Below are 25,268 nucleotides of genomic sequence, written 5' to 3' on the forward strand. Positions count from 1 at the left end.
TAGTGGGATTTACTAATAAAAAGAAGATATTTCCATTTAATAGATAAATCCCTTCATAGTGGGCGCCATCTCAGCCTATTTGCTGTTACCACTTTTTGGCTAATGAATTGGAATGTTACAACTGATAGCCTTAAGAGTATAGACAAGCGAGGAACAAAAATTGGAGGTAATAAATAATGAATAAATTTAAAAAACTACTAATTGCTACCGGACTTATCTTATCGATGTCAGCTTTTACGTTAAATGGAACAACTGAAGCAGCAACAACAACACATAAAGTACAATCAGGTGAAACCTATTGGAAAATTGCCGCAAAGTACGGTGTTACTGTTAATAGTCTATTAAAAGCAAACAACAAAACTAGTAATCTCCTTTATGCGGGAACAAATCTAGTTATTCCAAATTCTACGATTACAGCAGCAGAAAAAGACTTAATGGCCCGTCTTGTTCGCGCTGAAGCAGTGGGTGAGCCGTATGCAGGGAAAGTAGCTGTTGCGACAGTAATTCTGAACCGAGTTGCAAGCCCTGATTTCCCGAATACTGTTAAGGGTGTTGTCTATCAAAAGTCTAATGGTTATTTTGCATTCACGCCTGTAAAAAATGGTACGATTAACCAACCTGCTGATGCTGCTTCAAAAAGAGCTGTAAATGAAGCGCTTGCCTTCAGAGGGCAAGGCAAAGGATCATTATTCTTCTATAATCCAAAAACAGCTGTAAGTAAGTGGATCTTTTCACGTGAAGTAACGGTAACGATTGGTAACCACCGTTTCGCGAAGTAAACGTCTAGTGTAATGATAGTATTTCAAGAACCTAAAAAAATAAACATAGAAGCAGTGAATTCCTATAAATGGATTCACTGCTTTTTTGTTATGCAAAAAAGAGTAGGTTATGCAAAATTACATAAAAATCAAAGTTTAAAGGTTGAAAAAAGTTAAAAAAGTAATAGAAAAGCACCTAAATTCTATAAAAAAAACTGGCATGAAAATTGCAATTATTTAAAATAGTAAGATTTTTAAGTAAAATGGAAGGAGGCTCTCTACTGGTTAAAAATTAGTACTCCATCAATGCTCGAACAAAATGTAAATGCTTACAATTGCTTGTTAATAAACGAATAACCGGATATAAAAGGAGAGATGGTTGAATTGGAGAATACTACTCTTAAGCGCTCACTTGGATTATGGGCGATTGTTATGCTCGGATTGGGTTATATGACACCAACCATAGTGTTTGATACGTTTGGAATTGTCTCTGAAGAAACAAATGGTGTTGTCCCACTTGCATACCTTGCAGCATTAGTTGTTATGTTATTTACCGCTATTAGTTATGGAAAAATGGTAAAGGTATTTCCGAGTGCTGGTTCGGCCTATACGTATACCCGCGAGACCATGAGCCCGCATCTCGGATTCATAGTCGGCTGGGCAGCGTTGCTTGATTATATATTGCTTCCTATGGTAAATGCATTGATTATTCGTATCTACATGGTATCTGTATTTCCGGAAGTGCCAGCCTGGATTTGGGTTGTCGCGTATGTTACGATCGTCACTGCCATTAATGCTTGGAGCATGGGGAAAACATCCAATTTAAATGCATTGCTCGTTATTTTTGAAGTGGTCTTAATTGCCGCATTTATTGTCCTTGCTTTTGTCCAGCTTTCAAAAGGAATGGGGCAAGGGACGATTTTCACAACGGAACCGCTCTTCCATTCCAATATCCAACTAGGTGCAGTTTTGACGGGGGCAACCGTAGTTTGTTTCTCCTTCATTGGGTTTGATGCAGTAACCATGTATGCAGAGGAAGCCATTGACCAAAAAACGATGCCTAGAGCGATTATGTTGACGGTCTTTATTGGCGGTGCCATCTTTTTCCTTTGTAGTTATTTCGCCCAAGCCTTATTTCCAGATATTTCAGGTTTCAAGGTAACCGATGATACATTACCTGAAATCGGCTTGTTTGTGGGTGGGACTTTTTTTAAACTGATTTTCCTTTCAGGTGCTTTTGCAGCAACCGTAGCTTCTGGACTTGCCTCACACGCAAGTGTATCAAGGCTTTTGTACGTTATGGGACGTAATGGTGTCCTACCAAAAAAGGCATTTGGTTATGTCCATCCCAAATTCCGGACACCAGTTTTTAATGTCATCTTGGTGGGGGTGGTATCCTTGCTTGCAATTTCTCCAAGCTTAGAGCTAATTTCTTCCTTTATTAATTTTGGCGCATTAATTGCGTTTACATTCGTCAACTTATCGGTCATTGTTCATTTCGTCTTTCGCCAAAAGAGATATAAAACCGCTAAAGATATTTTATCTTATTTAATAATGCCGGTCATTGGGGCTGGATTAACGGGAATTTTGTGGGCCAACTTACAATTTGATGCGCTCATTGGCGGGATCGTTTGGATTGTAATTGGTGTGGTCTATATGCTATTCCAAACAAGATTCTTTAAAATCAAAATTGCTGACTTAAATATTGATGACGCGGAAAGGACCTCTTCCCTTTAAGGAGGAAAATACACAAAGAAAAGTTACTTGAGCCAGGCTAATAGCCTGGCTTTTTGCTTATTTAAAAGGGTTGTTTGAAAGGCTGGGTGTGTATTACATTGGGAATTTAAATGTATGCAGAATTGAATAATTCAATCATTTCTTCATAGCGCTTACCTCATTTTTACTAAATCACCATACAAAACCGCTACTTAATAATTGGCACGAAACTTGCTTTATTCATAGTAACAAAAAAAAATGAGGTGTTAGAATGGCAGTCGAATCTCTAGACATGAAGAATACGATAGAAACCGTGCAGGATAATTCCCTTCTTGAGTTTCAAGAAACGTTAAAGGAATCTGTTAACATCCTGAACTACCCACCCCAAGTATTCGAATTTCTAAAGAAGCCGATGAGATTTTTAGAAGTGAGTATCCCTGTGCGTCTGGACAACGGGCAAACAGAAATATTCCAGGGTTACAGGGCTCAGCATAATGATGCCTCTGGTCCGACGAAAGGTGGAATTCGATTTCATCCAGACGTCACTCCTGATGAGGTTAAGGCGTTGGCAGGCTGGATGAGCTTGAAATGCGGTATTACCGACCTGCCATATGGCGGTGCAAAAGGCGGGATTATCTGTGATCCTCGTCAAATGAGTTTAGATGAATTGGAGAGATTGAGCCGGGGTTACGTAAGAGCAGTTAGTCAGCTTGTTGGACCAACAAAAGATATTCCAGCGCCTGATATGTATACGAACTCGCAAATTATGGCGTGGATGCTCGATGAATATGACCATATCCGTGAATTTGACTCCCCGGGTTTTATCACAGGTAAGCCAATTGCACTTGGTGGATCGAAGGGCAGGGAAACAGCTACATCAAAAGGAGTTTTATATACGCTGCAAATGGTATGTGAATTGAGGGAAATGCATTTAAAAGATACCCGTGTCATCATCCAAGGGTTTGGAAATGTCGGCAGTTACCTTGCCCAGTATCTATATGAGATTGGCGCTAAAGTAATTGGTATTGGTGATATGCTTGGTGGTTTATATGATGAAAATGGGCTAGATATACCCTATCTTCTGGAAAATAGAGATTCCTTTGGCATTGTTTCAAATCGCTTTAAAAGCTCGATATCGAACCAAGAATTATTAGAAAAAGAATGTGATATCCTCATTCCAGCAGCAATTTCCGGGGTTATTAATAAATATAATGCAAGTAAAGTTAACTGCAATATTATCATTGAAGCTGCAAATGGACCTACCACAAAGGTTGCGCTAAAAATACTTGATGAACGCGAGATCCTTGTTGTCCCTGACATTCTTGCCAATTCCGGCGGCGTTATTGTCTCTTATTTTGAATGGTGTCAAAACAACCAAGGCTATTATTGGACCGAGGAAACAGTAGATGAGCGGCTCAAGGAAAAAATAACTGCCAGCTTTTTAAAGGTTTATCAGACCTCCAAAAGGTATGGTGTAAATATGAAAATTGCTGCTTATATTGAAGGAATCCAAAAGCTATCAGAGGCCTCAAGGCTTAGAGGATGGTTGAAATATTAAAAAATTCATCGAAAAAAAGAGGAGGAAGTGTGGTATGACACTAGATATATTATCTGAACAAAAAGAACAGCAGCTGTTACACTACTTTTGTTTAATTTCAACTAACCATCGCTATGATTTGACAATTGGTTATTCAAAGCTGTTTTTTGGAAAAGCGATGGTCACTTCGATTCAGTCTGGGAAAATGGTATTACTTTGTCAAGAAGATACCTATTTAGACCATCATTGGGCAGAAAAACTGGGGATCGAAGCAGAGGATATTCTGGATTTTCAAGAATTCTTTAGTTCAGTATTACAAAGACGGCCTTTTCAGGAGCAGTATTAAACGTAAAAGAAGGGTGATGTGCATGTACTATGGTGTAGTTCTTAGCCCGTGTTATGGGAAAGTGGAAAGGATTTCGATTAAGAGTGAGTCAAGAATTTATGAGTGGGAAACCTTATTTATCATTAAATCACAATCAGGCAAGGTCGAAACGGTTCAGACTAGTTTGAGTGGCGAAGTCGAATCGCTAGAAGTTCAGGAAGGGGATTATGTTATTCCCGGGATGGTTCTCGCCTATATAAAGGAAGATTTATTTGTTACCGGCAGCGATTAAATCCAAGAGAAAAGAAGATGGGGGCACACATCTTCTTTTTTTGTGCCATAATTAAATTAAAATATTTCTAATAAAGTGATAGTATAAGGTAGATAAGGTGTTAAGGGGGAAGTAAACGATGTTTTCCGTTGCAAAAGAAAAAGTGAAACCGATAATTTCAGTAGACGTGGATGAAAGTGAAGAAGTTTTTCGATCAACCTTATATAACCTTAAAGAACCCTTTTTATTTTTAAAAAGCCAAGATCACCTATATGCCTATGTAATGATCGATAACCAAAAAAAAGAGACTGCATCGATGGAGGCTCTGCTTGAAGATGCGAAATCGCTAGACAGTATCTGTCACCTTAGCGAACAGATTTCCTTGCCTGTTTTATTCCAAATTATTGGTGAACCCTTTGCTATTATTAGAGGTGAGGATGATAAACCTGCTGGCTATATTCGCAGAGAAGACGTTCTGGCCGAGTTGTTTAAACAGGAAAATAAAAGTGTCGATTTACTTAAGGTGATTCTAACCTCGATTCCAATGGGGATTTTTGTTTTAGATAAAGAAAAACGTATTATTAATTATAATGAAGCAGGTTTAAAAATGATTAGATCAACAGCTGATAAAGTTATGAATCTTCCTGCTGGAGAAATTTTTAGTCGTACCCATCTTGAAAAGGTATTTGCTACTGGTAAGACTCTTCTAAATCATCTAGTAATCAAGAATGAGATCGGGATTCTCGTCGATTATAGCCCCATTTTAAATTATGAGAATGAAGTCGATGGCATCATCATTGTTGCCCAGGATTTGCCTATGGTCGAAGAAATGGCCATGGAAATTGAATATATTAAGGACTTAAATAAGGACCTACATGCAATATTGTCCAGCATATATGATGAAATTCTCGTGGTGAACAACAAAGGGGAACTCATCAGATTCAGTGAAAACATTATTCGAGATTTCTGGAAAGTAGATTTAAAAGAACTAATTGGAAAAAATATTCTCGAACTTGAGGACCAAGGGCTGTTCACACCTTCGGTCACAAGACTTGTTTTAGAAAAAGGAAAGAAGGTCTCAGTTGTCCAAGAAACTAAAGCCGGAAGAAAAATTCTTGCCGTCGGAAATCCGGTCTTTAATGAAAAGAATGAACTCGACCGGATTATTGTTGCTTCGCGCGATATTACTGAAACCACACGCCTTAAAAGTGAACTGCAGGAAATGAAAAAGATATCGGAACAATATAAGAAGGAATTAGATGATTTTAAAAGTAAGGATCGTTTTTTGAAAAAACTCATATATTGTAGTCCGAAAATGGAGAAAGTTATTAGTCAGGCTAAGAAAATTGCTGACTTTTCCTCGACAGTCCTTCTTCACGGAGAATCTGGGGTCGGAAAAGAGGTAATTGCTCAAGCAATCCACCAATTAGGCAGACGCTCGACAAAGCCATTTCTGAAATTAAATTGCGGAGCTATCCCGGAAAATTTACTCGAAAGCGAACTATTCGGTTATGCGAAAGGGGCTTTTACCGGTGCAGATAAGAATGGAAAAGAAGGCTACTTTAAACAAGCAGATAGCGGAATTTTATTTCTAGACGAAATAGGTGAAATGCCGGTCCATTTGCAGGTGAAACTTTTACGTGTACTTCAGGAGCAGGAAGTCATTCCGATTGGAAGTACTACCCCGATTAAAGTGAATGTACAGATCATTGCGGCAACGAATAAAAAGTTAGAAAAAATGGTCGAGGAAGGTACCTTCCGTGAAGATTTATTCTATCGCCTAAATGTCATCCCGATACATATTCCGCCATTACGAGAGCGAACTGAGGACATTTCGCTGCTCGCCTTTCATTTCTTGCAGCAATTAAATGAGAAATACGAGCGGAATTATCATCTAACACCTGATGCTATTAATGTACTTGAGTTTTATCCATGGCCTGGTAACGTTAGAGAACTGCAAAACATTGTGGAAAGATTAGTTGTCACTGCCGACCATCCGGCAATTGATGCAGAGTTTGTCAGCCAATTTTTATCGTTAGGCTATCAGCATAAAAAGATGAAGCCTGTTATATCGAGGGTCATTCCCTTGCAGGAAGCCATCGATCATGTGGAGGAGCAGTTGATAGTTATGGCGATGAACCAATACAAAACCACCACAAAAGCAGCCAAAGCATTAGGTATCAGCCAATCATCAGTTAGCAGAAAGTATCAAAAAATAGTAACAGAGAAAAATATTAAAATGGACAACATAACTACCTTCTAATGAAAAGCTGTTTTAGATCTCATAGATCTGAAGCAGCTTTTTTTTATGCAATAAATCATAGGGTTATGCAAATTTGAATAGTCTTTAAAAGAATAGTTGGAAAGATAACTATTATGGTAGGTTTTATTCTTTGGCACGGTTCTTGCAATATTAGTTATTGAGGGTGAATAAAGGAGGAATAAAAAATGGCCGAAATAAAAAACCGAGTTGTAAACCTTAAGATGTTTATTGATGGTGAGTGGAAAGATGCCGAAAATCAAGAAACACGCCCAGTTATTAATCCGGCAAATGGTGGGGTTATTTCATATGCCCCTGAAGGAACAGTCGCTGATGCTCGTGATGCAATTTATGCAGCGCGAAGAGCTTTTGAAGAAGGTGTTTGGTCAGGGATTTCGGCTCAGGAACGAGCTTCCTATTTATTAAAAATTGCTGACAAAATTGATGAATATGCCAATGAATTAACCCAGCTTGAAACGATGGATAACGGGAAACCATTAAGAGAAGCAGGCTTTGATGTCGGGGATGCAGCCGCCTGTTTCCGTTATTATGCTGGACTGATTACAAAGCCTGATGGACAGACCTATCATGTCGCCGATCCAATGCAAGCCATGGTTGTCCGTGAACCGGTGGGAGTTTGCGGCTTGATTGTCCCGTGGAATTATCCGCTGTTAATGAGTGTTTGGAAGATTGCCCCTGCCTTAGCCGCGGGGAATACAATTGTCTTTAAACCGTCCGAAGTGACACCAGTTACTCCGAAAAAACTTTTTGAAATTTTTGAAGAAGTAGGCTTACCAAAAGGGGTGGCCAATATGGTGATGGGATCTGGCGCCATTGTTGGAAATGAAATTGCTTCCCACCCTGAGGTCGATATGGTCTCGTTCACCGGCGGTACGAAAACAGGAAAGCATATAATGAAAACGGCAGCTGACACGATGAAAAAGGTTTCTTTAGAGTTAGGCGGCAAATCACCGAATATCATTTTTGCCGATGCTGATTTTGAAACAGCAGTCGATTATGCCCTATTTGGCATCTATGCTGGTTCCGGTCAGGTATGTTCAGCGGGTTCAAGAATTCTTGTCGAAGAAAGCATTTATGATAAATTCGTGCATCGTTTTGTTGAACGGACCAAGCAAATTCAAGTAGGACCTGGTGATGACCCTGAAACAGAGATGGGCCCGCTTGTTAGTCAGGAGCATTTAGAAAAAGTCCTTTCCTACATTGAAATAGGCAAACAGGAAAGTGCGACAGTTGCTTGCGGCGGAAATCGGATTGTAAGCAACGGACTAGATAAAGGCTACTTTGTTGAACCAACTGTGTTTGTTGATGTGAACCAAGAGATGAGAATTGTCCAGGAGGAAATCTTCGGTCCCGTCGTAGTAATCCAAAAGTTCAAGGACGAATCGGAAGCTATTAAACTTGCGAATGGTACAGTTTATGGCTTAGCCGGAGGTGTATTTACCAATAATGGTGCTAAGGGTTTACGGGTTATTAAAAAGCTGCGTGCTGGAATTACTTGGGTGAATTCCTACCATCCTACTTATAATGAAGCTCCATGGGGCGGGTATAAGCAAAGTGGAATTGGCCGTAGTCTTGGAACGTTTGGGCTCGAAGAATTTCAAGAAATTAAACAGATTAATATCAATTTACAGGTTGAGCCAATTGGCTGGTTTTCTAACTAAACATTTAATAGGAGGATTGAAATTATGAGTATCGATATAAAACAAGAAGATAAAAGTAAGCAAAATTCAAATATAAGTGAATACATTAATAAGGTTCTAAGCTTAATAGAAAAAGAGGAAATTAATGAAGTGGAAGCTACATGGATTACCAAAGAAACAGTTGAAGGCTTCCGTGAACATGTAAACCCCGGCTTTCTAGCTTATCGTAAAACGGTAACATTGGATGGTCAATTTGCCGCTGTAGAATGGTCAGATAATGGTTCTTGTTTTAAGGATGTCAATGGCAAAGAATACATCGATTGTCTAGGCGGCTTTGGGATCTATAATGTCGGCCATCGAAATCCGAAGGTTGTTAAGGCGGTAACTGACCAATTAAAACGTCAGGCGCTTCATAGTCAGGATTTGCTGGATCCACTTCGTGCGATGTTAGCAAAAATCTTGGCTGATATCACTCCGGGTGATTTAAAATATGCCTTTTTTACTAACAGCGGGACAGAAAGTGTCGAAGCCGCATTAAAACTTGCGAAAATGTACAGTGAACGGACAACGTTTATTTCTACTACACGTGCATTTCACGGGAAAAGTCTAGGCTCGTTGTCAGGTACTGCGAAAGGAATGTTCCGTAAACCATTCTTACCGTTAATACCTGGCTTCCGTCATGTGCCTTTTGGCGATATTGATATGATGAGAAAAACGTTTGAGGTCTGCGCTTCCGTTGGCGAAGATGTCGCTGCTGTTCTTTTAGAACCAATTCAAGGCGAAGGTGGAATCATCCTTCCGCCGGAAAATTATTTAAAACAAGTCCGAGAACTTTGTGATCAATACGGATCCTTGCTTATTTTTGACGAAGTGCAAACGGGAATGGGCCGGACAGGAAAAATGTTTGCGGCTGAATTGTATGAGGTTGTACCAGATATAATCTGTTTGGCAAAAGCATTTGGCGGCGGTGTGATGCCAGCAGGTGCAGTCGTAGCAACCGAAAATGTTTTCAAGAGTTGGTTTGATAATCCGTTTATGCATACAACAACCTTCGGTGGGAATCCATTAGCATGTGCGGCAGCAATTGCGACCATTGGGGTTTTAATTGAAGAAAAGTTACCAGAAAGAGCAGCAGAAGTCGGTGCTTATTTCCTTGAAGAACTGAAAGATGCTGCAAAAGGTCATGAAGATAAGGTTCAAGAGATTCGTGGTCAAGGGTTAATGATTGGCATTGAATTTTATCAAGATGAAATTGGCTACGAGGTTTCAAAAGGAATGTTTGATAGAGGGATCTTAGTAGCAGGGACATTGATTAACTCGAAAACGATTCGTATCGAGCCGGCTCTTACAATTAGTTATGAAGAGGTTAATAAAGTGGTCAGCACCTTCAAAGCTGTGTTAGAGGATATAAATGCCTAACGATTTTTTTAAAAGGGGGAGCACGAAAGTGGAAAAGAAATTTGTCAAGCTCCAAACAGAGATACCTGGGCCGAAATCAAAGGAAATATTGAAGCGGAGAAATAAATTTGTTCCAAAAGGAATCAGTAATAACTGCCATTCCTTTGTTAAAAAAGCACAAGGAGCCCTGGTAGAAGATGTAGACGGTAATTGTTATATCGATTTTGCTGGTGCTATTGGAACGATAAACGTTGGCCATTCCCATCCTAGAGTGGTTAGGGCGCTTCAGGAACAAGCGAGTCAATTTATCCACACAGGCTTTAATGTGATGATGTATGAATCGTATATAGCTTTAGCCGAGCGGCTTTGCCAGCTTGCCCCGGGTGATTTTGAGAAGCAGGCCGCTTTTTTTAATAGTGGCGCAGAAGCTGTAGAGAACGCCGTAAAAATTGCCAGGAAGTATACAAAGCGCCAAGGAATTGTTTCATTTACAAGGGGGTTCCATGGCCGGACGTTAATGACAATGACAATGACAAGTAAAGTAAAGCCGTATAAGTTTGGCTTTGGACCATTCGCTCCAGAGGTATATAAGGCACCATATCCCTATGTGTACCACCGCCCAGAAGGAATGGATGAGCAGCAATATAGCGCCATGATTATCGAGCAATTTGAACAGTTTTTACTGGCAGAAGTTGCACCTGAAACAATTGCTGCTGTCGTAATGGAACCTGTTCAAGGAGAAGGCGGATTTATCGTGCCTGACACCGCCTTTGTTAAACGGGTCAGGGAAATTTGCACACAGTATGGCATCTTGTTTATTGCAGATGAAATCCAAACCGGGTTCGCGCGGACTGGTAATTACTTTGCGATTGATCATTTTGGAGTTATTCCTGATTTAATAACGATATCGAAATCAATGGGGGCTGGCGTTCCTATCAGCGGCGTGATTGGCCGGGCGGAAATTATGAATACTGCTGAGGTTGGCGAAATCGGAGGAACCTATGCTGGAAGCCCGCTCGGATGCCGGGCAGCGCTGACGGTATTGGACATTATTGAAAGTGAACAACTTAATGACCGGGCAAGAAAAATAGGCGACCGCGTGCTTGAAAAGATGCACCTTTTTGCAGAGCGTTTCGAGGAGATTGGTGATGTCCGCGGTCTAGGTGCGATGTGTGCGATGGAAATGGTCAAGGACAGACAATCCAAAACTCCGGATAAAGAAGCGACTGGAAAAATTGTGAAAGCTGCTGGTGAACGTGGCCTAATGTTACTTAGTGCAGGAATTTATAGCAATGTTATTCGCCTTCTCATGCCAATTACCATCACAGATGATCAATTGGAAGAAGGCTTACAAATTCTTGAAGAAGCAATCGAAGCAGTATATAAAAATGATCCTGCCTTATCTGTTGGAGGAGAATAAAAATGGATATTGTAAAGCAAAATTATCAAATATATCCTATGTATCTTAATGGGGAATGGATTGGTAATGATTATGAGATTTTAACTGACATTATTAATCCAGCCACAAAAGAAGTGATTGGTGCTGTACCAACAGGTGGAGCTTATGAAGCAAAACAGTCAGTGGATGCAGCCCATAAAGCATTCAAAATCTGGTCGAAGAAAACAGCGGAAGAGCGTTCACAGCTTTTGATGAAATGGTTCAATTTAATAGAAGAAAACAAGCATGAAATTGCTCGGATTATGACAATTGAGCAAGGCAAGCCACTAAAAGAAGCGCTTGGAGAGGTTCAGTATGCAAATGGTTTTATCTCTTGGTACGCAGAAGAGGGGAAACGGGTGTACGGTGAAACCATTCCTGCAACACATCCAAATAAAAGAATACTAGTTAGAAAAGAACCAGTCGGTGTGATCGCAGCGATTACACCGTGGAATTTCCCCGCAGCAATGATTACGAGGAAAGTAGCACCAGCACTAGCAGCGGGCTGTACAGCCGTAGTAAAACCAGCTAACCAAACACCGCTTACTGCATTAAAAATGGCTGAGCTTGCCCATGAAGCAGGCATTCCTGCAGGCGTATTGAACGTGATTACTGGAAGGTCATCAGAAATAGGTGAAGTATGGCTGAAGGACCCACGGGTGACAAAGATTACCTTTACAGGGTCAACAGAGGTGGGAAAAACGTTGATGCGTGGTGCAGCGGAAACTGTCAAAAAGGTATCACTCGAACTTGGCGGGAATGCTCCATTTATTGTTATGGACGATGCAAATTTAGCAAAAGCTGCTGAAGGACTTGTTCAATCAAAATTTCGTAATGCTGGTCAAACCTGTATTTGCACTAATCGTGTATATGTACAAGAAGGTATCGCAGATGAATTTATTAAGCTTTTTCAAGCAGAATTAGAAAAGCTTAAAGTCGGTAACGGACTTGAAGAGGGAACGGATATTGGCCCATTAATTGATCAAGCAGCTTATAAAAAAGTAGCAGAGCTGGTTAAGGATGCAGTTGAGAAGGGGGGGAAAGTCACTTATAGCGGGTCAAAGCCTGCTGGAGAAGATGGCTATTTCTATGCCCCAACGATTTTGACCAATATTAACGATGAGATGGAATGTATGAAGGATGAAATCTTTGGTCCACTCGCTCCGATTTCCACCTTTAAAACGGAAGAAGAAGTCATTGTACGGGCAAACAATTCCTGTTACGGATTAGCTGCCTATGTATATACAGAAAATTTAAGCCGTTCCTTTAGAATCACGGAACAGCTGGAGTACGGTATCATCGGCCTGAATGATGCCCTGCCTTCAGTCGTTCAAGCTCCATTCGGGGGCTTTAAGGAGAGCGGTCTTGGCCGTGAAGGTGGACACTACGGGATCGAAGAGTTTTTAGAAGTAAAATATATATCGATAGGTCTGGATTTATAGTAGCCTTTTTTCTTCCAGAAAACCACGACTAAAAGCCAGTGACACAATCAAAGCATGTTTGATTTTTGATTGTTTGTGCTGGCTTTTTCTTTGGACTCAAGAATGGATTTTAGATTTATTTCCTTTTTATGGAGGATTAATAGTTTTTAAATAGAATCAATCTATTAATTTACTAATTTGAAAGAAAGGAGCCAGACAAATGGCGGGGCCGCTCCATCAATTAAAAATTGTAGATTTGTCGCGTGTGCTAGCGGGGCCTTATTGCACGATGATCTTAGGCGATATGGGGGCAGAAGTAATTAAAATTGAAAGTGTTGATGTAGGGGATGAAACACGAGGCTGGGGACCGCCCTTTGTAGAAGGAGAGAGTGCCTACTATCTTTGTGCAAATCGAAACAAACAGGGAATCACTTTAAACTTGAAAACACCACAAGGCCTTGAAATCTTAAAAAAGCTCGTTAGCGATGCTGATGTAGTAGTTCAAAATTTTAAGCCAGGAACGCTCGAGAGATTGGGGTTTGGATATGAGGAAATGAAGAAGGCTAATGAAGGAATTATTTTAGCTTCAATTAGTGGTTTTGGCGCTACTGGGCCTTATTCCCAACTTCCGGGTTATGACTATATTATTCAAGCCATGTCAGGTTTGATGAGCATTACGGGTGAAAGGGATGGACAGCCTGCGAAAGTCGGAGTTGCCATAGCGGATGTACTCACTGGTTTATTTACTTGCATCGGTATTTTAGGCGCAATACAGCACCGAAGTAGGACAGGAGAAGGACAGGAAATAGATATCTCATTATTTGACTCCCAGCTAGCTGCCCTAGTGAATGTTGCTAGTAATTATTTATGCTCTGGAATGGTTCCTGAGCGGCTGGGTAATGCGCACCCGAATATTGTTCCATATCAAGTATTTGCTGCGAATGATGGTGATTTTATCATTGCAGTAGGAAATGACCGACAATATCGTAAACTAGCAACCCTTCTTGAAGAGGAAGCCCTATTAATCGACCAATATAAAAAAAATTCAGGGCGGCTGCAAAAAAAGGAGGACCTGGAAAAAATCATCTCAGCCAAAATAAAAACGAAATCAAGGGCCGAGTGGAAAGAGTTACTTGATGAAGCTGGGATTCCAAATGGCCCGATTAACAATGTGAAGGAAGCTTTGGATTCTGAACAAGCGATTGCAAGGGAAATGGTTGTGAAAGTAGAGCATCCAACTGTTTCGAACTTAATGCTTGTCGGCTCACCGTTAAAATTTTCAATAACGCCAGTAAAAATCGATACACATCCACCATTGCATAGTGAGCATACCGAGAAAGTCCTAATGAAACTGGGCTATTCCAAGCATGAAATCGTAAAAATGAAACAAGATCATATTATCTAAGGAGGAACTAAAAATGAATTTTTCTCTATCTGAAGAGCAAAAAAGCGTAAGAAAGGTGGTTCGAGCCTTTGTAGATCGTGAAATCATGCCCTATATCAAGGAGTGGGATGAAAAGGGTCATTTTGAAACAAACATCTTAACACGATTAGCAGATTTACAGCTGATGGGTGTTTGTATTCCTGAGGAATACGGTGGAGTTGGCATGGACTATAATACACTGGCGATTGTTTGTGAGGAATTAGAACGTGGTGACACAGCCTTCCGAACCGCGGTATCAGTACATACTGGTTTAAACAGTATGACATTATTGCAATGGGGGACAGAGGAGCAGAAACAAAAATACCTCGTTCCGCAGGCAGCCGGTAAAAAAATTGGTGCCTTTGGACTAACAGAACCGAATGCTGGCTCCGATGTGGCAGCCATGGAAACGACAGCTGTCAAAGATGGAGATTTCTATATTTTAAATGGATCAAAAACATGGATCTCCCTATGTGACGTGGCTGACCACTTATTAATTTTTGCAAAAACAGACACGAAAGCTGGTCACCATGGGATCTCGTGTTTTATTGTCGAACGAACATTTGAGGGGGTGTCCTCAAAAGCGATAAAAGGAAAGTTAGGAATCCGCGCAGGGAATACAGGAGAAGTTTTCTTAGATCATGTAAGGGTTCCAGTAGAGAATTTGCTGGGGGATGAGGGAGAAGGATTTAAAATTGCAATGTCCGCTCTTGATAATGGCCGGTTTACGGTTGCTGCAGGTGCGTGTGGCACGATCTTGGCGTCACTTGAAGCAAGCGTCAAATATTGTGAAGAGCGACAAACCTTTGGCAAAGAAATCGGCAAACATCAGCTGGTTCAGCAAATGATTGCGAAAATGTCTGCAAACCTTGAGATTTCGCGATTGCTAGTTTTTAAAGCTGGCTGGTTAAAAAATAACGGCAAACGCAACACGCAGGAAACGTCCTTAGCAAAGTGGATTTCCTGTGACGCCGCCTTTGAGGCAGCTAACGATGCGGTCCAAATTCACGGGGCTTATGGCTTCTCAAATGAATTCCCTGTGGAGCGTTATTTACGGAATGCGAAAGCGCCTGTTATTTATGAAGGAACAAGAGAAATCCACACAATCATGCAAGGGGAGTATGCCCTCGGCTATCGTGAAGACAAACCCCTCCGAAAAATGCTTCCTGCCTGGCCGTTTGAAGAAAGTCTTATAAAAGGATAAATCTAAAAGGAACAAGTCATGTAGTCGTAAATCCAAACACATGCCTTGTTCTTTTTGTTTGGCTATGTTAAAGCTTATTGTTGATTTTGGCACCCTGTTGATCTACGTTCCAGGCGCGCAGACTCCTGCGGGAGGACGGGGCAGGGGAGACCCCGCAGGAGCGCAGCGACGAGGAGGCTCCCCGGACCGCCCGCGAACCGCACGCGCCTAGAGCGGAAATCAACAGGCAAGTTTAACAGAGCCTTTTGTCTAATAAAGTTATTATCTTTTTTTTATTATATAATTTACTTCAATTGTTCCAACCTACTGTGTTACGATAGCGTAATAAAGCAAAAGGGAAATGAGGGTGGGGTAGTTGATTAAAACAATTTTGTTTGACGTAGATGGGGTACTTTTGAGTGAGGAGCATTATTTTGATGCTTCTGCCTTAACTGTTTGGGAAATGCTGATCAGCAGCAATTACTTGGGGCTTGCACCTGAGAAGTTTAAAACGAATTATAATGAAAATGAAATCAAAGAAATAAGAGAGCGGGTATTTGAAAAAGATCGTATTCTAAAGTTTATGAAATCACGCGGCCTCAACGCCAACTGGGACATGATCTACCTTTCATTCAGCCAGCAGCTAATCCACCTGCTCGCACAAATCAAGGATACCGAATTTGAGAATATCAATAGATGGTGTCAGGCACCAATCAATCGTGAAACCTTAGTCGAGATGGGCAAGGTGATGAGTAATTATCTTGTAGAGGTTGATTTCGATTTGTTTGTAAAGGAGTTTTCGCGTTCAGAGGCAGCTAAGCAGGAGTTGTTTCATTATTTGAATGTATTGGCTAAGGAAAAGCTTGGGATCGAAACTTCTATTTTCAACAAGGGAGAGCTGTGGGCGGTTTGTGAGCATGTTTCCCAGGAATGGTATGTTGGAGATAAAAATGTTTTTGCCTCAACGGGAAGACCATCCGTGCAAACTGGTAAAACAGGGTTCCTAGCAAATGAAACGACCTTAGCCCCAAGGCAGGAAATTGACGAGTTATTTCAATTCCTGAATGCATCAGGATTTATGATTGGAATAGGGACAGGCAGACCTGAGCTTGAAACCATACAGCCCTTTGAGCATTTAGGTTGGTTGAAGCATTTTGCTGAAAATCGGATCATAACCGCTGATGAGGTATTAAAAGCGGAAGAATCACTTCCAGAACGCATGTCGCTATCGAAGCCACATCCATTTACCTATATAATGGGGCTTCTTGGGAGAGAGACATCGGTACAAGAGTGTTTGAACACCAAATTACCACTTGAAAATGCGGATTCGGTTTTAGTCGTGGGAGACTCATTGGCAGACTTGTTAGCGGCGAGAAAGCTTGGCTGTCAGTTTGCTGCAGTGTTAACCGGCCTCTCTGGAAAAGACGCGCGAAGTGATTTTGAAAAGCATGAAGCAGATTATATTCTTGATACAGTACTCGATTTGAAAGGGATCTTATAGGAAAGCTTTAAATGCCCGAACACACAATTAAATCATGATTACGGTAAAAAAAGAACGGCTAAAATAAAGAAGAGGGATTGCTTCAGCGCAATCCCTTTTTATTTAACTAAATACTTTCTACCTTCTCTAATCCCATTCTCCCAGGTTCAAATGTATCCACATTCGATAACTCCAGTACTTGGGCTTCCTCAAGTCCATCAATTAATTTTAAAACCTGAATGACATCGGCATTTAATGTTTTATCCACGGTTAATACCATGACTGCCTCACCACCAACTTCCGTCCGGCCCACCTGCATGGTTCCAATATTGATCTGATGGTCACCTAGGAGTGAACCTACCTTGCCGATCATTCCTGGAACATCACGATGCTTGATATATAATAAGAATTTTTCTGGTTTAACGTCAATTCGGTATTGGTTGATTTTGAGAATTCTCGCTCCATATCCGTTTAAGACCGTGGCACCGATTTTTGCTGTTTCTGATTCATTGGAGACACTAAGTTCCATATAATTAGCAAAACCTTTATTGGTCGCATTTTTAACAACATTATAAGAAACTCCTTGCTCTTTCAACAAATGAAGAGCATTAATTAAATTAACCGAATCACTTAAATGGTAGGAGAGGGCACCTTTTAACAAGGTACGAGTCAACAATTCCGTATCTTCATCAATTAAATCGCCATAATAATTGATTTCTATTTTTGTAGGAGCCTGCTTTTTTAATAATTGAATCACAAGCTGACCCATTTGGTCACCAAGCAGCAGGTATGGCTGCAGTTTCGCTTGGGTTTCCCCCGACATTTGCGGCATATTAACAGCGTTTTGAATCGACTGAGTTTCGAAAATCTCAATAATCTCTGCGCTTACCTCTTGAGCCACCTTTTCCTGTGCTTCTACGGTAGAAGCGCCAAGATGTGGTGTAACGATGATATTCGGATTCTGTAATAATTCTGGGTCTGCAACAGGCTCTTTTTCAAAAACATCTAGCGCTGCACCTGCAACATGGCCAGACTGAATGGCTCTAACTAATGCCTTTTCGTCGATTACGCCACCGCGGGCACAATTGACAAACCGGACCCCTTTTTTGGTTTTTCGTAAGTACTCATCATTAATGAGTCCTCTTGTGTCATTCGTAAGAGGTGTATGGATCGTAATGAAATCTGATTCTTGAGCAATTAAATCGAGGCTTGCTTTTGTCATGCCTAGTTTTTTTGCTCGTTCTTCGGTTAGGTATGGATCAAACCCTAAAATGTTCATCCCAAAGCTTTTTGCCCGTTTCGCTACCTCAGTACCGATTTTTCCCATGCCGATTACGCCGAGTGTTTTTTTGTATAATTCCACCCCTTTAAAAGAGTTACGGTCCCATTCTCCGGAAACGGTCTTTTGATGGGCATGGGGGATTTTCCGCGCTAAGGATAGCATCATCGCCAAGGTATGTTCCGTTGCTGCTATCGTATTGGCGCCTGGTGCATTGATGACAATAATCCCTTTTCTCGTTGCGGCATTCACATCAATATTATCAACACCGACCCCTGCTCTTGCAATCACACGGAGGCGGCCAGCTGATTTGAGCAGTTCTTCACTTACTTTTGTTTGGCTCCGGACAATCAAGGCGTCGTATCCACCAATGATGGCCTTTAATTCCTCCGTCTGGAGTGTTGGCTGGCGGTCTACTGTAAAATTTGGATTATCAATTAAGCTCTTCAACCCCGTATTGCTAATTCCATCTGTTACAAGTACTTTATACATGTTCGAAATCCTCCTTTATTTTCTAATAGGCTCTGTTAAACTTGGTTGTTGATTTCCGCTCCAGGCGCGAGCGGTTCGCGGGTGGTCCGGGGAGCCTCCTTAAGCCATAAGCCTGCGGGGTCCCCCCTGCCCCGTCCTCCCGCAGGAGTCTTCGCTGTATCCGCTCCAATCAACTTGGCTATAAAATCAACAGTGACCTTTAACTCAGCCTTCTAATAAAAAACGCCCCTCATAACAGACAGATTTGTCTTGTTATGAGGGACGTGAATAAACGCGTGGTGCCACCCTCGTTTGCTGCAGTATAAAGCAGCCTCAACAATTTAACGGTTAACAACCGGGCGTCGCCTACTCAATACTTTCAGCTGCCAGTTCAGAAGGGCTGGGCATCTTAAGAAATAGCACCGGTTCACAGCAACCACCGGTTCTCTGAAGCAATTTCTTAATGCCGTCTTCGTCATCACTTTTATTTATAGAATATACCTAATTGAGTGAAATTTCAAAAAAATAATTGAATATAGGGATTATTCTACAACCATACCTTCAGGATTGTAAAGGGATAAAGTAGAAAAAATTTTAAAATTTATAATGAAAAATTTTACTCAGAAATAGTAATCCTTTGATGGCGCGGTAGTAAGCGTTTACAAGCAAGAGTACTAGAAACATATCTATTGTAAAAAAATAAAGAGAATCATATAATGTCTACAACAGAAAAACATTTGTACGTACTGCGAGGACATAAATAGGAGGGGAAAATATGAAGGCAATCTCGATTGGGCTATTAGGTTTAGGTACTGTTGGTTGTGGTGTTGTAAAAATTATTAAGAAAAATCAAGATAAATTAATCCACCAAGTGGGGTGCCCAGTTGTTATCAAAAAGGTCCTTGTTCAGGATTTACATAAAATAAGATCCGTAGAGGTAGATACGAAGGTGTTAACCTCTAATGCGGACGACATCCTTTATGATGAAGAAATTGATGTAGTGATTGAAGTTATGGGCGGGGTCCAAGGTACAAAAGATTATTTAATTACTGCCCTGCGGCAAGGCAAGCATGTTGTCACTGCAAATAAGGATTTAATGGCTTTACATGGTTCAGAGCTATTAACGGTTGCTTCTGAACACGGCTGTGATTTGTTTTATGAAGCAAGTGTAGCTGGAGGGATCCCGATTCTTCGCGGTTTAGTCGATGGACTTGCTTCTGATCGTATTAAACAATTAATGGGAATTGTTAATGGAACAACCAATTATATCCTAACGAAAATGAGCGACGAAGGCCGGTCCTATGACGAGGTCCTTAAGGAAGCACAGGAGCTTGGGTTTGCAGAAGCGGATCCAACATCAGATGTTGAAGGATTAGATGCAGCACGTAAAATGACCATTTTAGCAACATTGGGCTTTTCCATGCATATCGATTTAGAAGATGTCCAGGTTTCAGGGATTTCGAAAGTTACAGATGAGGATTTGCGCTATGGAAATCAATTGGGATATACTATGAAACTAATAGGCTATGCTCATCGTGAAGGGGAGAAAGTCGAGGTTAGTGTTGCACCAACTTTCCTATCCAATAATCATCCGCTTGCTTCCGTTCAAAATGAGTATAATGCCGTTTATGTTTATGGTGAGTCGGTCGGAGAAACCATGTTTTATGGACCAGGTGCTGGAAGCCTGCCGACAGCAACAGCTATAGTATCAGACTTAGTGGCTGTCATTAAAAACCTAAGGCTTGGGGTAAATGGAAGAAGTGCGATAACACCACAATTTCCAAAACAGTTAAAAGATAATGATGAAAAATACTCAAAATATTTTTTAAGAATTCATGTACTGGATGAAGTAGGTGTTTTCGCTGATATCACTACTATTTTTGCAAAGTATGGGGTCAGCTTTGAAAAAATCTTACAGCTTCCTGTTAAGAAAAATGAAACATCAGAAATTGTATTAGTAACACATCGAGCATCGTTAACCAATTATGATCAAATTTTACTAGAATTAAATGATTTACAGGCGGTTAAGGAAATAAAAAGTGCGTATCGGGTGGTGAGGTAGTCGTTATGAGATGGCCAGGATTATTAGAAGCGTATAAAGAATACTTACCAGTAAATAATGAAACTCCTTTACTTTCATTAAATGAAGGTAATACTCCATTAATAAAGCTTGAACGACTATCAAAGGAATGGGACGTTGAACTTTATGTGAAAATGGAAGGGGCTAATCCAACCGGATCTTTTAAAGACCGCGGAATGGTAATGGCTGTTGCTAAAGCCATCGAGGCAGGTAGTAAAACGATTATTTGTGCCTCAACAGGAAATACCTCTGCTGCTGCTGCAGCATACGCAGCGAGGGCAGGAATTAAATGTATTGTCGTAATCCCTGAGGGGAAAATTGCGATGGGTAAACTAGCGCAAGCGATGATGTATGGAGCTGAAATTATTTCAATTGCAGGAAATTTTGATGAGGCCTTAAAAATAGTCCGCAATATTAGTGAGGAAGAACCAATCGCCCTCGTTAATTCTGTCAATCCTTATCGATTAGAGGGACAAAAAACAGCTGCGTTTGAAGTAGTTGACCAACTAGGGGATGCGCCTGACATTTTAGCGATCCCTGTGGGTAATGCCGGTAATATTAGTGCTTATTGGAAGGGTTTTAAAGAATTTTCCGTTAAAAGAGGTACTGGTTTACCAAGAATGTTTGGGTTTGAAGCAGCTGGAGCCGCGGCTCTTGTTCATAATCGTGTTTTTGAAAATCCTGAAACAATTGCAACAGCGATACGAATTGGGAATCCAGCAAGTTGGGATTTAGCGGTTTCTGCTGTTCAAGAATCAGAGGGGCAGTTTGATGAAGTTAATGATGAAGAAATCGTGGCAGCCTATAAAAAATTAGCGTCAACTGAAGGGGTTTTTGCTGAACCTGCCTCTTGTGCTTCGATTGCCGGAGTCTACAAGAATATCCAAAATGGGAAAATCAATAAGGGGACAAAAATCGTAGCTGTCCTAACTGGTAATGGCTTAAAAGACCCGGATACGGCAATTAATAGCAGCATGGTTACCCCCATTCAATTACCAAATGATGAAAAAGCTGTCACACAACACATTCGAGGAGTTGTCCACAGATGACCCTACATGACCGCTTTGTAATCAAAGTACCAGCAAGTACAGCTAATCTAGGACCAGGCTTCGATTCAATGGGTCTTGCAGTGGATTTGTATTTGACGTTAGAAGTAGAGAAAAGTGTAAAGTGGGAGATTCAGTCTGTAAGTGCTGAATTGAAGGACTTCCCAACGGATGAGACCCATTATATCCTCCAAATTGCTCTGAAAACAGCTGCAAACTATGGAATCGAGTTACAGCCTTGTAAAATCAAAGTGGACAGTGACATTCCTTTAGCCCGTGGACTTGGTTCAAGTGCAGCGGCAATTGTTGCGGGGATTGAACTTGCTGATACAGTTGGAAAAATCGGTTTAACACACCAAGAAAAGCTGCTTATTGCAACTGAGATTGAGGGGCATCCTGATAATGTCGGTGCATCCCTTCTCGGAGGATTGGTTATCGGTTCCTATCAGCAAAACGATGTAGACATGCTCAGCATTTCTAATATTTCGTTTGAGATGGTTGCTGTCATTCCAGATGAAATTCTTTTAACGAAAGACTCTCGTGGGGTTCTTCCTTCAGCGTTTTCTCGCGAAGCAGCGATCCAGGCTTCCTCAACAGCTAATCTTTTGGTTGCTGCCCTTTTAACTCAAAACTGGAAGTTAGCAGGAAAAATGATGGAGCAAGATCTCTTTCACCAGCCATTCCGAAAACCACTCATTAAATCTTATCAGGAAATAGAGGAATTGGCTAAATCACTTGGTGCTTTCGGAGTGGCACTGAGCGGTGCAGGACCAACTGTCCTGTGCTTTACAGAGAAAGGGAAGGGGAGGTTTGTTGAACAAGGGTTGAGAAGTGAGTTTTCAACGATGTCGACAAAGATCCTTCAAATTGATTATAGTGGAAGCAGTGTTAAAACAGTGGAGAGATTTGTAAAATAGTCTCTCCACTTTTATTTGGCATTCTTTTGAAGGAATTGCTCAAATTTTTGCTTGTTTAAAGGTTTACTGAATAAGTATCCCTGCATTTGAACGCAGTTTTTCGATAATAAAAAATCTTTTTGATATTCTTCTTCGACTCCTTCAGCGATTACTTCGAGGTGGAGACTACGTGCAAGATTAATAACCGCTTCAGCTATCTCTGAATTTGCAGTATCTTCATGAATATCCTGAATAAAAGATTTATCAATTTTTAAGATATCAATGGGCAAATTTTTTAAATAGCTTAAGGATGAATAGCCTGTTCCAAAATCATCAATGGAAATAGCTATGCCCATATTCTGAAGGGTCTTTAATGATTCAACGATTTCGGAAGAATTATTCAAAAGAATGCTTTCGGTAATTTCGATTTCAAAGTTTCCACATCCCAATTGACTTTCTTCTAGAATTTCTTGAACCTGTTTTACCATACTGCGTGGTTCTTGAAATTGACGAGCGGAAAAATTAATCGAAACAGAAAGCGGGTTGGAACGGGTACGATTCCACTTACTAACCTGTTGACACGCCTCATTCATGACAAATTCCCATAATGGATGGATTAAACCGATATCTTCAGCTATCGGTATAAATAGGTCAGGTGAAACGATTCCTAATTCTTCGTCGTGCCATCTTAATAGTGCCTCCATTCCAAAGATCATCCCTGTTTCAACATTAACCTTCGGTTGATAGTACACTTCCACACTTTCAGTTTCAATGGCTTTCCGTAGACGTGCTTCAAGCTTTGGCCTTTCGATGCTCGTTTGGATTAATTTTTCAGAATAAACGATGACCTTATTTCCCCCCAGCTTTTTAGCTGAGTACATTGCAAGGTCTGCATAAACGATCAGTGTATCCAAATTGTTGGTATGTTCGGGAAATAAACCAATACCGCAACTGGCACCGAGATAAATTTCGTTGCCATCTAATAGATATGCTTTTTTTAGGTTATTAACGACTTTTTCAGCAGCAGTCTTTGTTTCAATAAGGCTTTGACTTAATAACAAAATAATAAATTCATCGCCGCCCTGCCTGGTAATAATCGTATTTTCACTGGGTAAACTCTCCTTAATCCGTTCGGCAACCATTTTCAGTATTTCATCACCTTTGTTATGTCCAAAGGAATCATTCACTTGTTTAAAACGATCGATATCGATAAATAAAACGGATACAGTGTCACCAGTTTCGTTTGCTTGGTCAATATAGGATTTTAACTTTTCTTGTAAATACCTCCTGTTTAACAAACCAGTTAAGGGGTCATGATATGCCTGGTATTCAATGAGTGCCTTGCTCGTATTCAAATCAGTAACGTAACTTTGCAAATCCTTCGATAATGCGTTCACATTTTCTGTAAGCAGACCTAATTCATCTTTTCGTTTTAAGTTCAAAATATTTCCGAATTTTCCTTGTGCAATTGCATTTACCTGCTCAACAATATAACCGATGGGCTGTGTAATTGAACGGGAGAAAATCAAACTGATGATAAAGACTATAATCATAATCACGAAGGAGAGTAATAAATGAACAAATAGTTCACGCATCAGTTCTTCCTTAATGAGTCCGTAATTATAGACAAGACCAATTACAAATGGCTCTGCGGGGGTTGAATAAACGGGAACAAAGGTTTTCATCAAATTCTTACCCTTGATTTGATCCCGATAGGAAAGTACATGTCTTGTATTTATCGCCCGTTTGATAAATGATGCATCTACTTTTTCGTTACGATATTTATAGGAGCCATACCAAATTTGTTGGGCGGATATCCGAATATAACTATTACCGTTTAAATGAACAATTTCTTTTTTTTTGCCAAAGTTTTTGGGATTGAACACAGTGATTTCCAATACACCGCGCTCTTTGGTAAAACCTTTAATAACCTCCCCTGGGCCAAACTGTCTTTCGTACTCTAATACTTCGTTGTCACGAAAGTATGGATTGATAATATAGTTAGTCGTTCCATCAAAAAAGTAGCCCCATTTATCAGTATGATCAGGATTTGATGAAGCAACCTCAATAGGCCCAGACCAAAAATGCGGTAGGGTTAACCCTTGTCCAACAGAAACAGGGGTTAAAGCGAATAGTTGTTGGAAGGCATCATACCAGTATCCCCAACCCTTAGTTGACATGTTAATTTCCTTAGAATCTGAGGATCTAACACCAATAATATCATCGTCAGTTTTCGCTAACAGGGTTATATGGGATACCATTACTTCTTGGGCCAGTTTTTTTAGCTGTTCATTTGTAATATCCTGATAATTTGGTGGCAGTGCATGTTTTATTGCCAACGAAGCCGTCCTTAAATTTCTGCCAAGTATATCTTCAACATACAATGAGCCGTCTCGAATATTTTCAACTTGGAATGACACTTCTTTTGTGATCATATCAATTTCTCTTTCATTATTGGCTAGCAGCTGATTTTTTGAACGAATATAATGAATGGTATTATTAGTTAGTAAAATAAAAAAAACTAACAAGCAAAAAATCAGGGGCATCTTTTTTTTGATTGACAATGACGCAACACTCCAATTAGCTGTGACCCACAGGATATTACAGGGATGAGTCACAACTATT

Annotated in this window: 19 protein-coding genes and 1 other annotated feature; of the genes, 17 read left to right on the top strand and 2 right to left on the bottom strand. The window is 40.5% G+C overall.

Annotation, left to right across the window (positions count from 1 at the left end; genetic code table 11):
- The first annotated feature begins 176 nt into the window (after positions 1–176).
- The 14 genes from KW850_RS17570 (at position 177) to KW850_RS17635 (ending at position 16,892) form a co-directional block, all read left to right on the top strand.
- A complete protein-coding gene (locus tag KW850_RS17570) occupies positions 177–779 on the top strand; it encodes a cell wall hydrolase (protein ID WP_218348926.1) in 603 nt (200 codons plus the stop codon).
- 354 nt (positions 780–1,133) lie between these two features.
- Positions 1,134–2,495: an APC family permease gene (locus KW850_RS17575; protein ID WP_218348933.1), complete on the top strand. Its 1,362-nt coding sequence runs from the start codon at positions 1,134–1,136 to the stop codon at positions 2,493–2,495.
- Between the two features lie 250 nt (positions 2,496–2,745).
- Complete coding sequence (locus KW850_RS17580) at positions 2,746–4,032, top strand: Glu/Leu/Phe/Val family dehydrogenase (RefSeq protein WP_218348935.1); 1,287 nt, start codon at positions 2,746–2,748, stop codon at positions 4,030–4,032.
- A gap of 34 nt (positions 4,033–4,066) precedes the next feature.
- Positions 4,067–4,357, top strand: coding sequence for an SAV0927 family protein (locus tag KW850_RS17585; protein WP_218348937.1), 291 nt, complete (start codon positions 4,067–4,069; stop codon positions 4,355–4,357).
- 22 nt (positions 4,358–4,379) lie between these two features.
- Positions 4,380–4,628 carry a biotin/lipoyl attachment domain-containing protein gene (locus tag KW850_RS17590; protein ID WP_218348939.1) on the top strand — a complete coding sequence of 83 codons (249 nt, stop codon included), beginning with the start codon at positions 4,380–4,382 and terminating at the stop codon, positions 4,626–4,628.
- 118 nt (positions 4,629–4,746) lie between these two features.
- Positions 4,747–6,870, top strand: coding sequence for a sigma 54-interacting transcriptional regulator (locus KW850_RS17595; RefSeq protein WP_218348941.1), 2,124 nt, complete (start codon positions 4,747–4,749; stop codon positions 6,868–6,870).
- A 185-nt stretch (positions 6,871–7,055) separates the two neighbouring features.
- Positions 7,056–8,549: an aldehyde dehydrogenase family protein gene (locus KW850_RS17600; protein ID WP_218348942.1), complete on the top strand. Its 1,494-nt coding sequence runs from the start codon at positions 7,056–7,058 to the stop codon at positions 8,547–8,549.
- Between the two features lie 24 nt (positions 8,550–8,573).
- A complete protein-coding gene (locus tag KW850_RS17605) occupies positions 8,574–9,947 on the top strand; it encodes a putrescine aminotransferase (RefSeq protein WP_218348944.1) in 1,374 nt (457 codons plus the stop codon).
- A 28-nt stretch (positions 9,948–9,975) separates the two neighbouring features.
- The gene (gabT, locus tag KW850_RS17610) at positions 9,976–11,346 is read left to right on the top strand and encodes a 4-aminobutyrate--2-oxoglutarate transaminase (RefSeq protein ID WP_308128822.1); all 1,371 of its coding nucleotides are present in this window, start codon (positions 9,976–9,978) and stop codon (positions 11,344–11,346) included.
- 38 nt (positions 11,347–11,384) lie between these two features.
- The gene (locus KW850_RS17615; RefSeq protein WP_218349017.1) at positions 11,385–12,806 is read left to right on the top strand and encodes an NAD-dependent succinate-semialdehyde dehydrogenase; all 1,422 of its coding nucleotides are present in this window, start codon (positions 11,385–11,387) and stop codon (positions 12,804–12,806) included.
- Positions 12,807–13,005: 199 nt separating this feature from the next.
- Entirely contained in the window at positions 13,006–14,190 is a 1,185-nt protein-coding gene (locus KW850_RS17620) for a CaiB/BaiF CoA transferase family protein (RefSeq protein ID WP_218348951.1), read from the top strand.
- A 13-nt stretch (positions 14,191–14,203) separates the two neighbouring features.
- Positions 14,204–15,412 carry an acyl-CoA dehydrogenase family protein gene (locus KW850_RS17625; RefSeq protein ID WP_218348963.1) on the top strand — a complete coding sequence of 403 codons (1,209 nt, stop codon included), beginning with the start codon at positions 14,204–14,206 and terminating at the stop codon, positions 15,410–15,412.
- Positions 15,413–15,470: 58 nt separating this feature from the next.
- Entirely contained in the window at positions 15,471–15,623 is a 153-nt protein-coding gene (locus KW850_RS17630) for a hypothetical protein (protein WP_218348964.1), read from the top strand.
- 144 nt (positions 15,624–15,767) lie between these two features.
- On the top strand, positions 15,768–16,892 hold the full coding sequence (locus tag KW850_RS17635) for an HAD family hydrolase (protein WP_218348965.1): 1,125 nt from the start codon (positions 15,768–15,770) through the stop codon (positions 16,890–16,892).
- Positions 16,893–16,998: 106 nt separating this feature from the next.
- On the opposite strand, the gene serA is transcribed toward KW850_RS17635, so the two are convergent.
- Complete coding sequence (gene serA, locus KW850_RS17640) at positions 16,999–18,642, bottom strand: phosphoglycerate dehydrogenase (protein ID WP_218348967.1); 1,644 nt, start codon at positions 18,640–18,642, stop codon at positions 16,999–17,001.
- A 254-nt stretch (positions 18,643–18,896) separates the two neighbouring features.
- Positions 18,897–19,109 (bottom strand) — a binding site (T-box leader).
- 287 nt (positions 19,110–19,396) lie between these two features.
- Here serA and KW850_RS17645 point away from each other — a divergent pair.
- Genes KW850_RS17645 through thrB form a run of 3 tightly spaced genes read left to right on the top strand, consistent with a single transcriptional unit; the run spans position 19,397 to position 22,664 of the window.
- Entirely contained in the window at positions 19,397–20,683 is a 1,287-nt protein-coding gene (locus KW850_RS17645; protein ID WP_218348969.1) for a homoserine dehydrogenase, read from the top strand.
- Positions 20,684–20,688: 5 nt separating this feature from the next.
- Entirely contained in the window at positions 20,689–21,750 is a 1,062-nt protein-coding gene (gene thrC, locus KW850_RS17650) for a threonine synthase (RefSeq protein WP_218348970.1), read from the top strand.
- Positions 21,747–22,664, top strand: coding sequence for a homoserine kinase (gene thrB / locus KW850_RS17655; protein WP_218348977.1), 918 nt, complete (start codon positions 21,747–21,749; stop codon positions 22,662–22,664). Before thrC ends, thrB begins: the two co-directional genes overlap by 4 nt.
- A gap of 11 nt (positions 22,665–22,675) precedes the next feature.
- Here thrB and KW850_RS17660 read toward each other — a convergent pair whose 3' ends face one another.
- A complete protein-coding gene (locus KW850_RS17660; RefSeq protein ID WP_218348983.1) occupies positions 22,676–25,207 on the bottom strand; it encodes a putative bifunctional diguanylate cyclase/phosphodiesterase in 2,532 nt (843 codons plus the stop codon).
- Positions 25,208–25,268: the final 61 nt, after the last annotated feature.

Source organism: Bacillus sp. sid0103 (assembly GCF_019219025.1).

Excerpts from the sequence above, each read along its gene's own strand:
- KW850_RS17595 (WP_218348941.1), top strand. The coding sequence starts at position 4,747 with ATGTTTTCCGTTGCAAAAGAAAAAGTGAAACCGATAATTTCAGTAGAC.
- serA (WP_218348967.1), bottom strand. The coding sequence starts at position 18,642 with ATGTATAAAGTACTTGTAACAGATGGAATTAGCAATACGGGGTTGAAG.
- KW850_RS17605 (WP_218348944.1), top strand. The coding sequence starts at position 8,574 with ATGAGTATCGATATAAAACAAGAAGATAAAAGTAAGCAAAATTCAAAT.
- KW850_RS17620 (WP_218348951.1), top strand. The coding sequence starts at position 13,006 with ATGGCGGGGCCGCTCCATCAATTAAAAATTGTAGATTTGTCGCGTGTG.
- thrC (WP_218348970.1), top strand. The coding sequence starts at position 20,689 with ATGAGATGGCCAGGATTATTAGAAGCGTATAAAGAATACTTACCAGTA.
- KW850_RS17615 (WP_218349017.1), top strand. The coding sequence starts at position 11,385 with ATGTATCTTAATGGGGAATGGATTGGTAATGATTATGAGATTTTAACT.
- KW850_RS17600 (WP_218348942.1), top strand. The coding sequence starts at position 7,056 with ATGGCCGAAATAAAAAACCGAGTTGTAAACCTTAAGATGTTTATTGAT.
- KW850_RS17645 (WP_218348969.1), top strand. The coding sequence starts at position 19,397 with ATGAAGGCAATCTCGATTGGGCTATTAGGTTTAGGTACTGTTGGTTGT.
- KW850_RS17570 (WP_218348926.1), top strand. The coding sequence starts at position 177 with ATGAATAAATTTAAAAAACTACTAATTGCTACCGGACTTATCTTATCG.
- KW850_RS17625 (WP_218348963.1), top strand. The coding sequence starts at position 14,204 with ATGAATTTTTCTCTATCTGAAGAGCAAAAAAGCGTAAGAAAGGTGGTT.
- thrB (WP_218348977.1), top strand. The coding sequence starts at position 21,747 with ATGACCCTACATGACCGCTTTGTAATCAAAGTACCAGCAAGTACAGCT.
- KW850_RS17575 (WP_218348933.1), top strand. The coding sequence starts at position 1,134 with ATGGTTGAATTGGAGAATACTACTCTTAAGCGCTCACTTGGATTATGG.
- KW850_RS17590 (WP_218348939.1), top strand. The coding sequence starts at position 4,380 with ATGTACTATGGTGTAGTTCTTAGCCCGTGTTATGGGAAAGTGGAAAGG.
- KW850_RS17585 (WP_218348937.1), top strand. The coding sequence starts at position 4,067 with ATGACACTAGATATATTATCTGAACAAAAAGAACAGCAGCTGTTACAC.
- KW850_RS17580 (WP_218348935.1), top strand. The coding sequence starts at position 2,746 with ATGGCAGTCGAATCTCTAGACATGAAGAATACGATAGAAACCGTGCAG.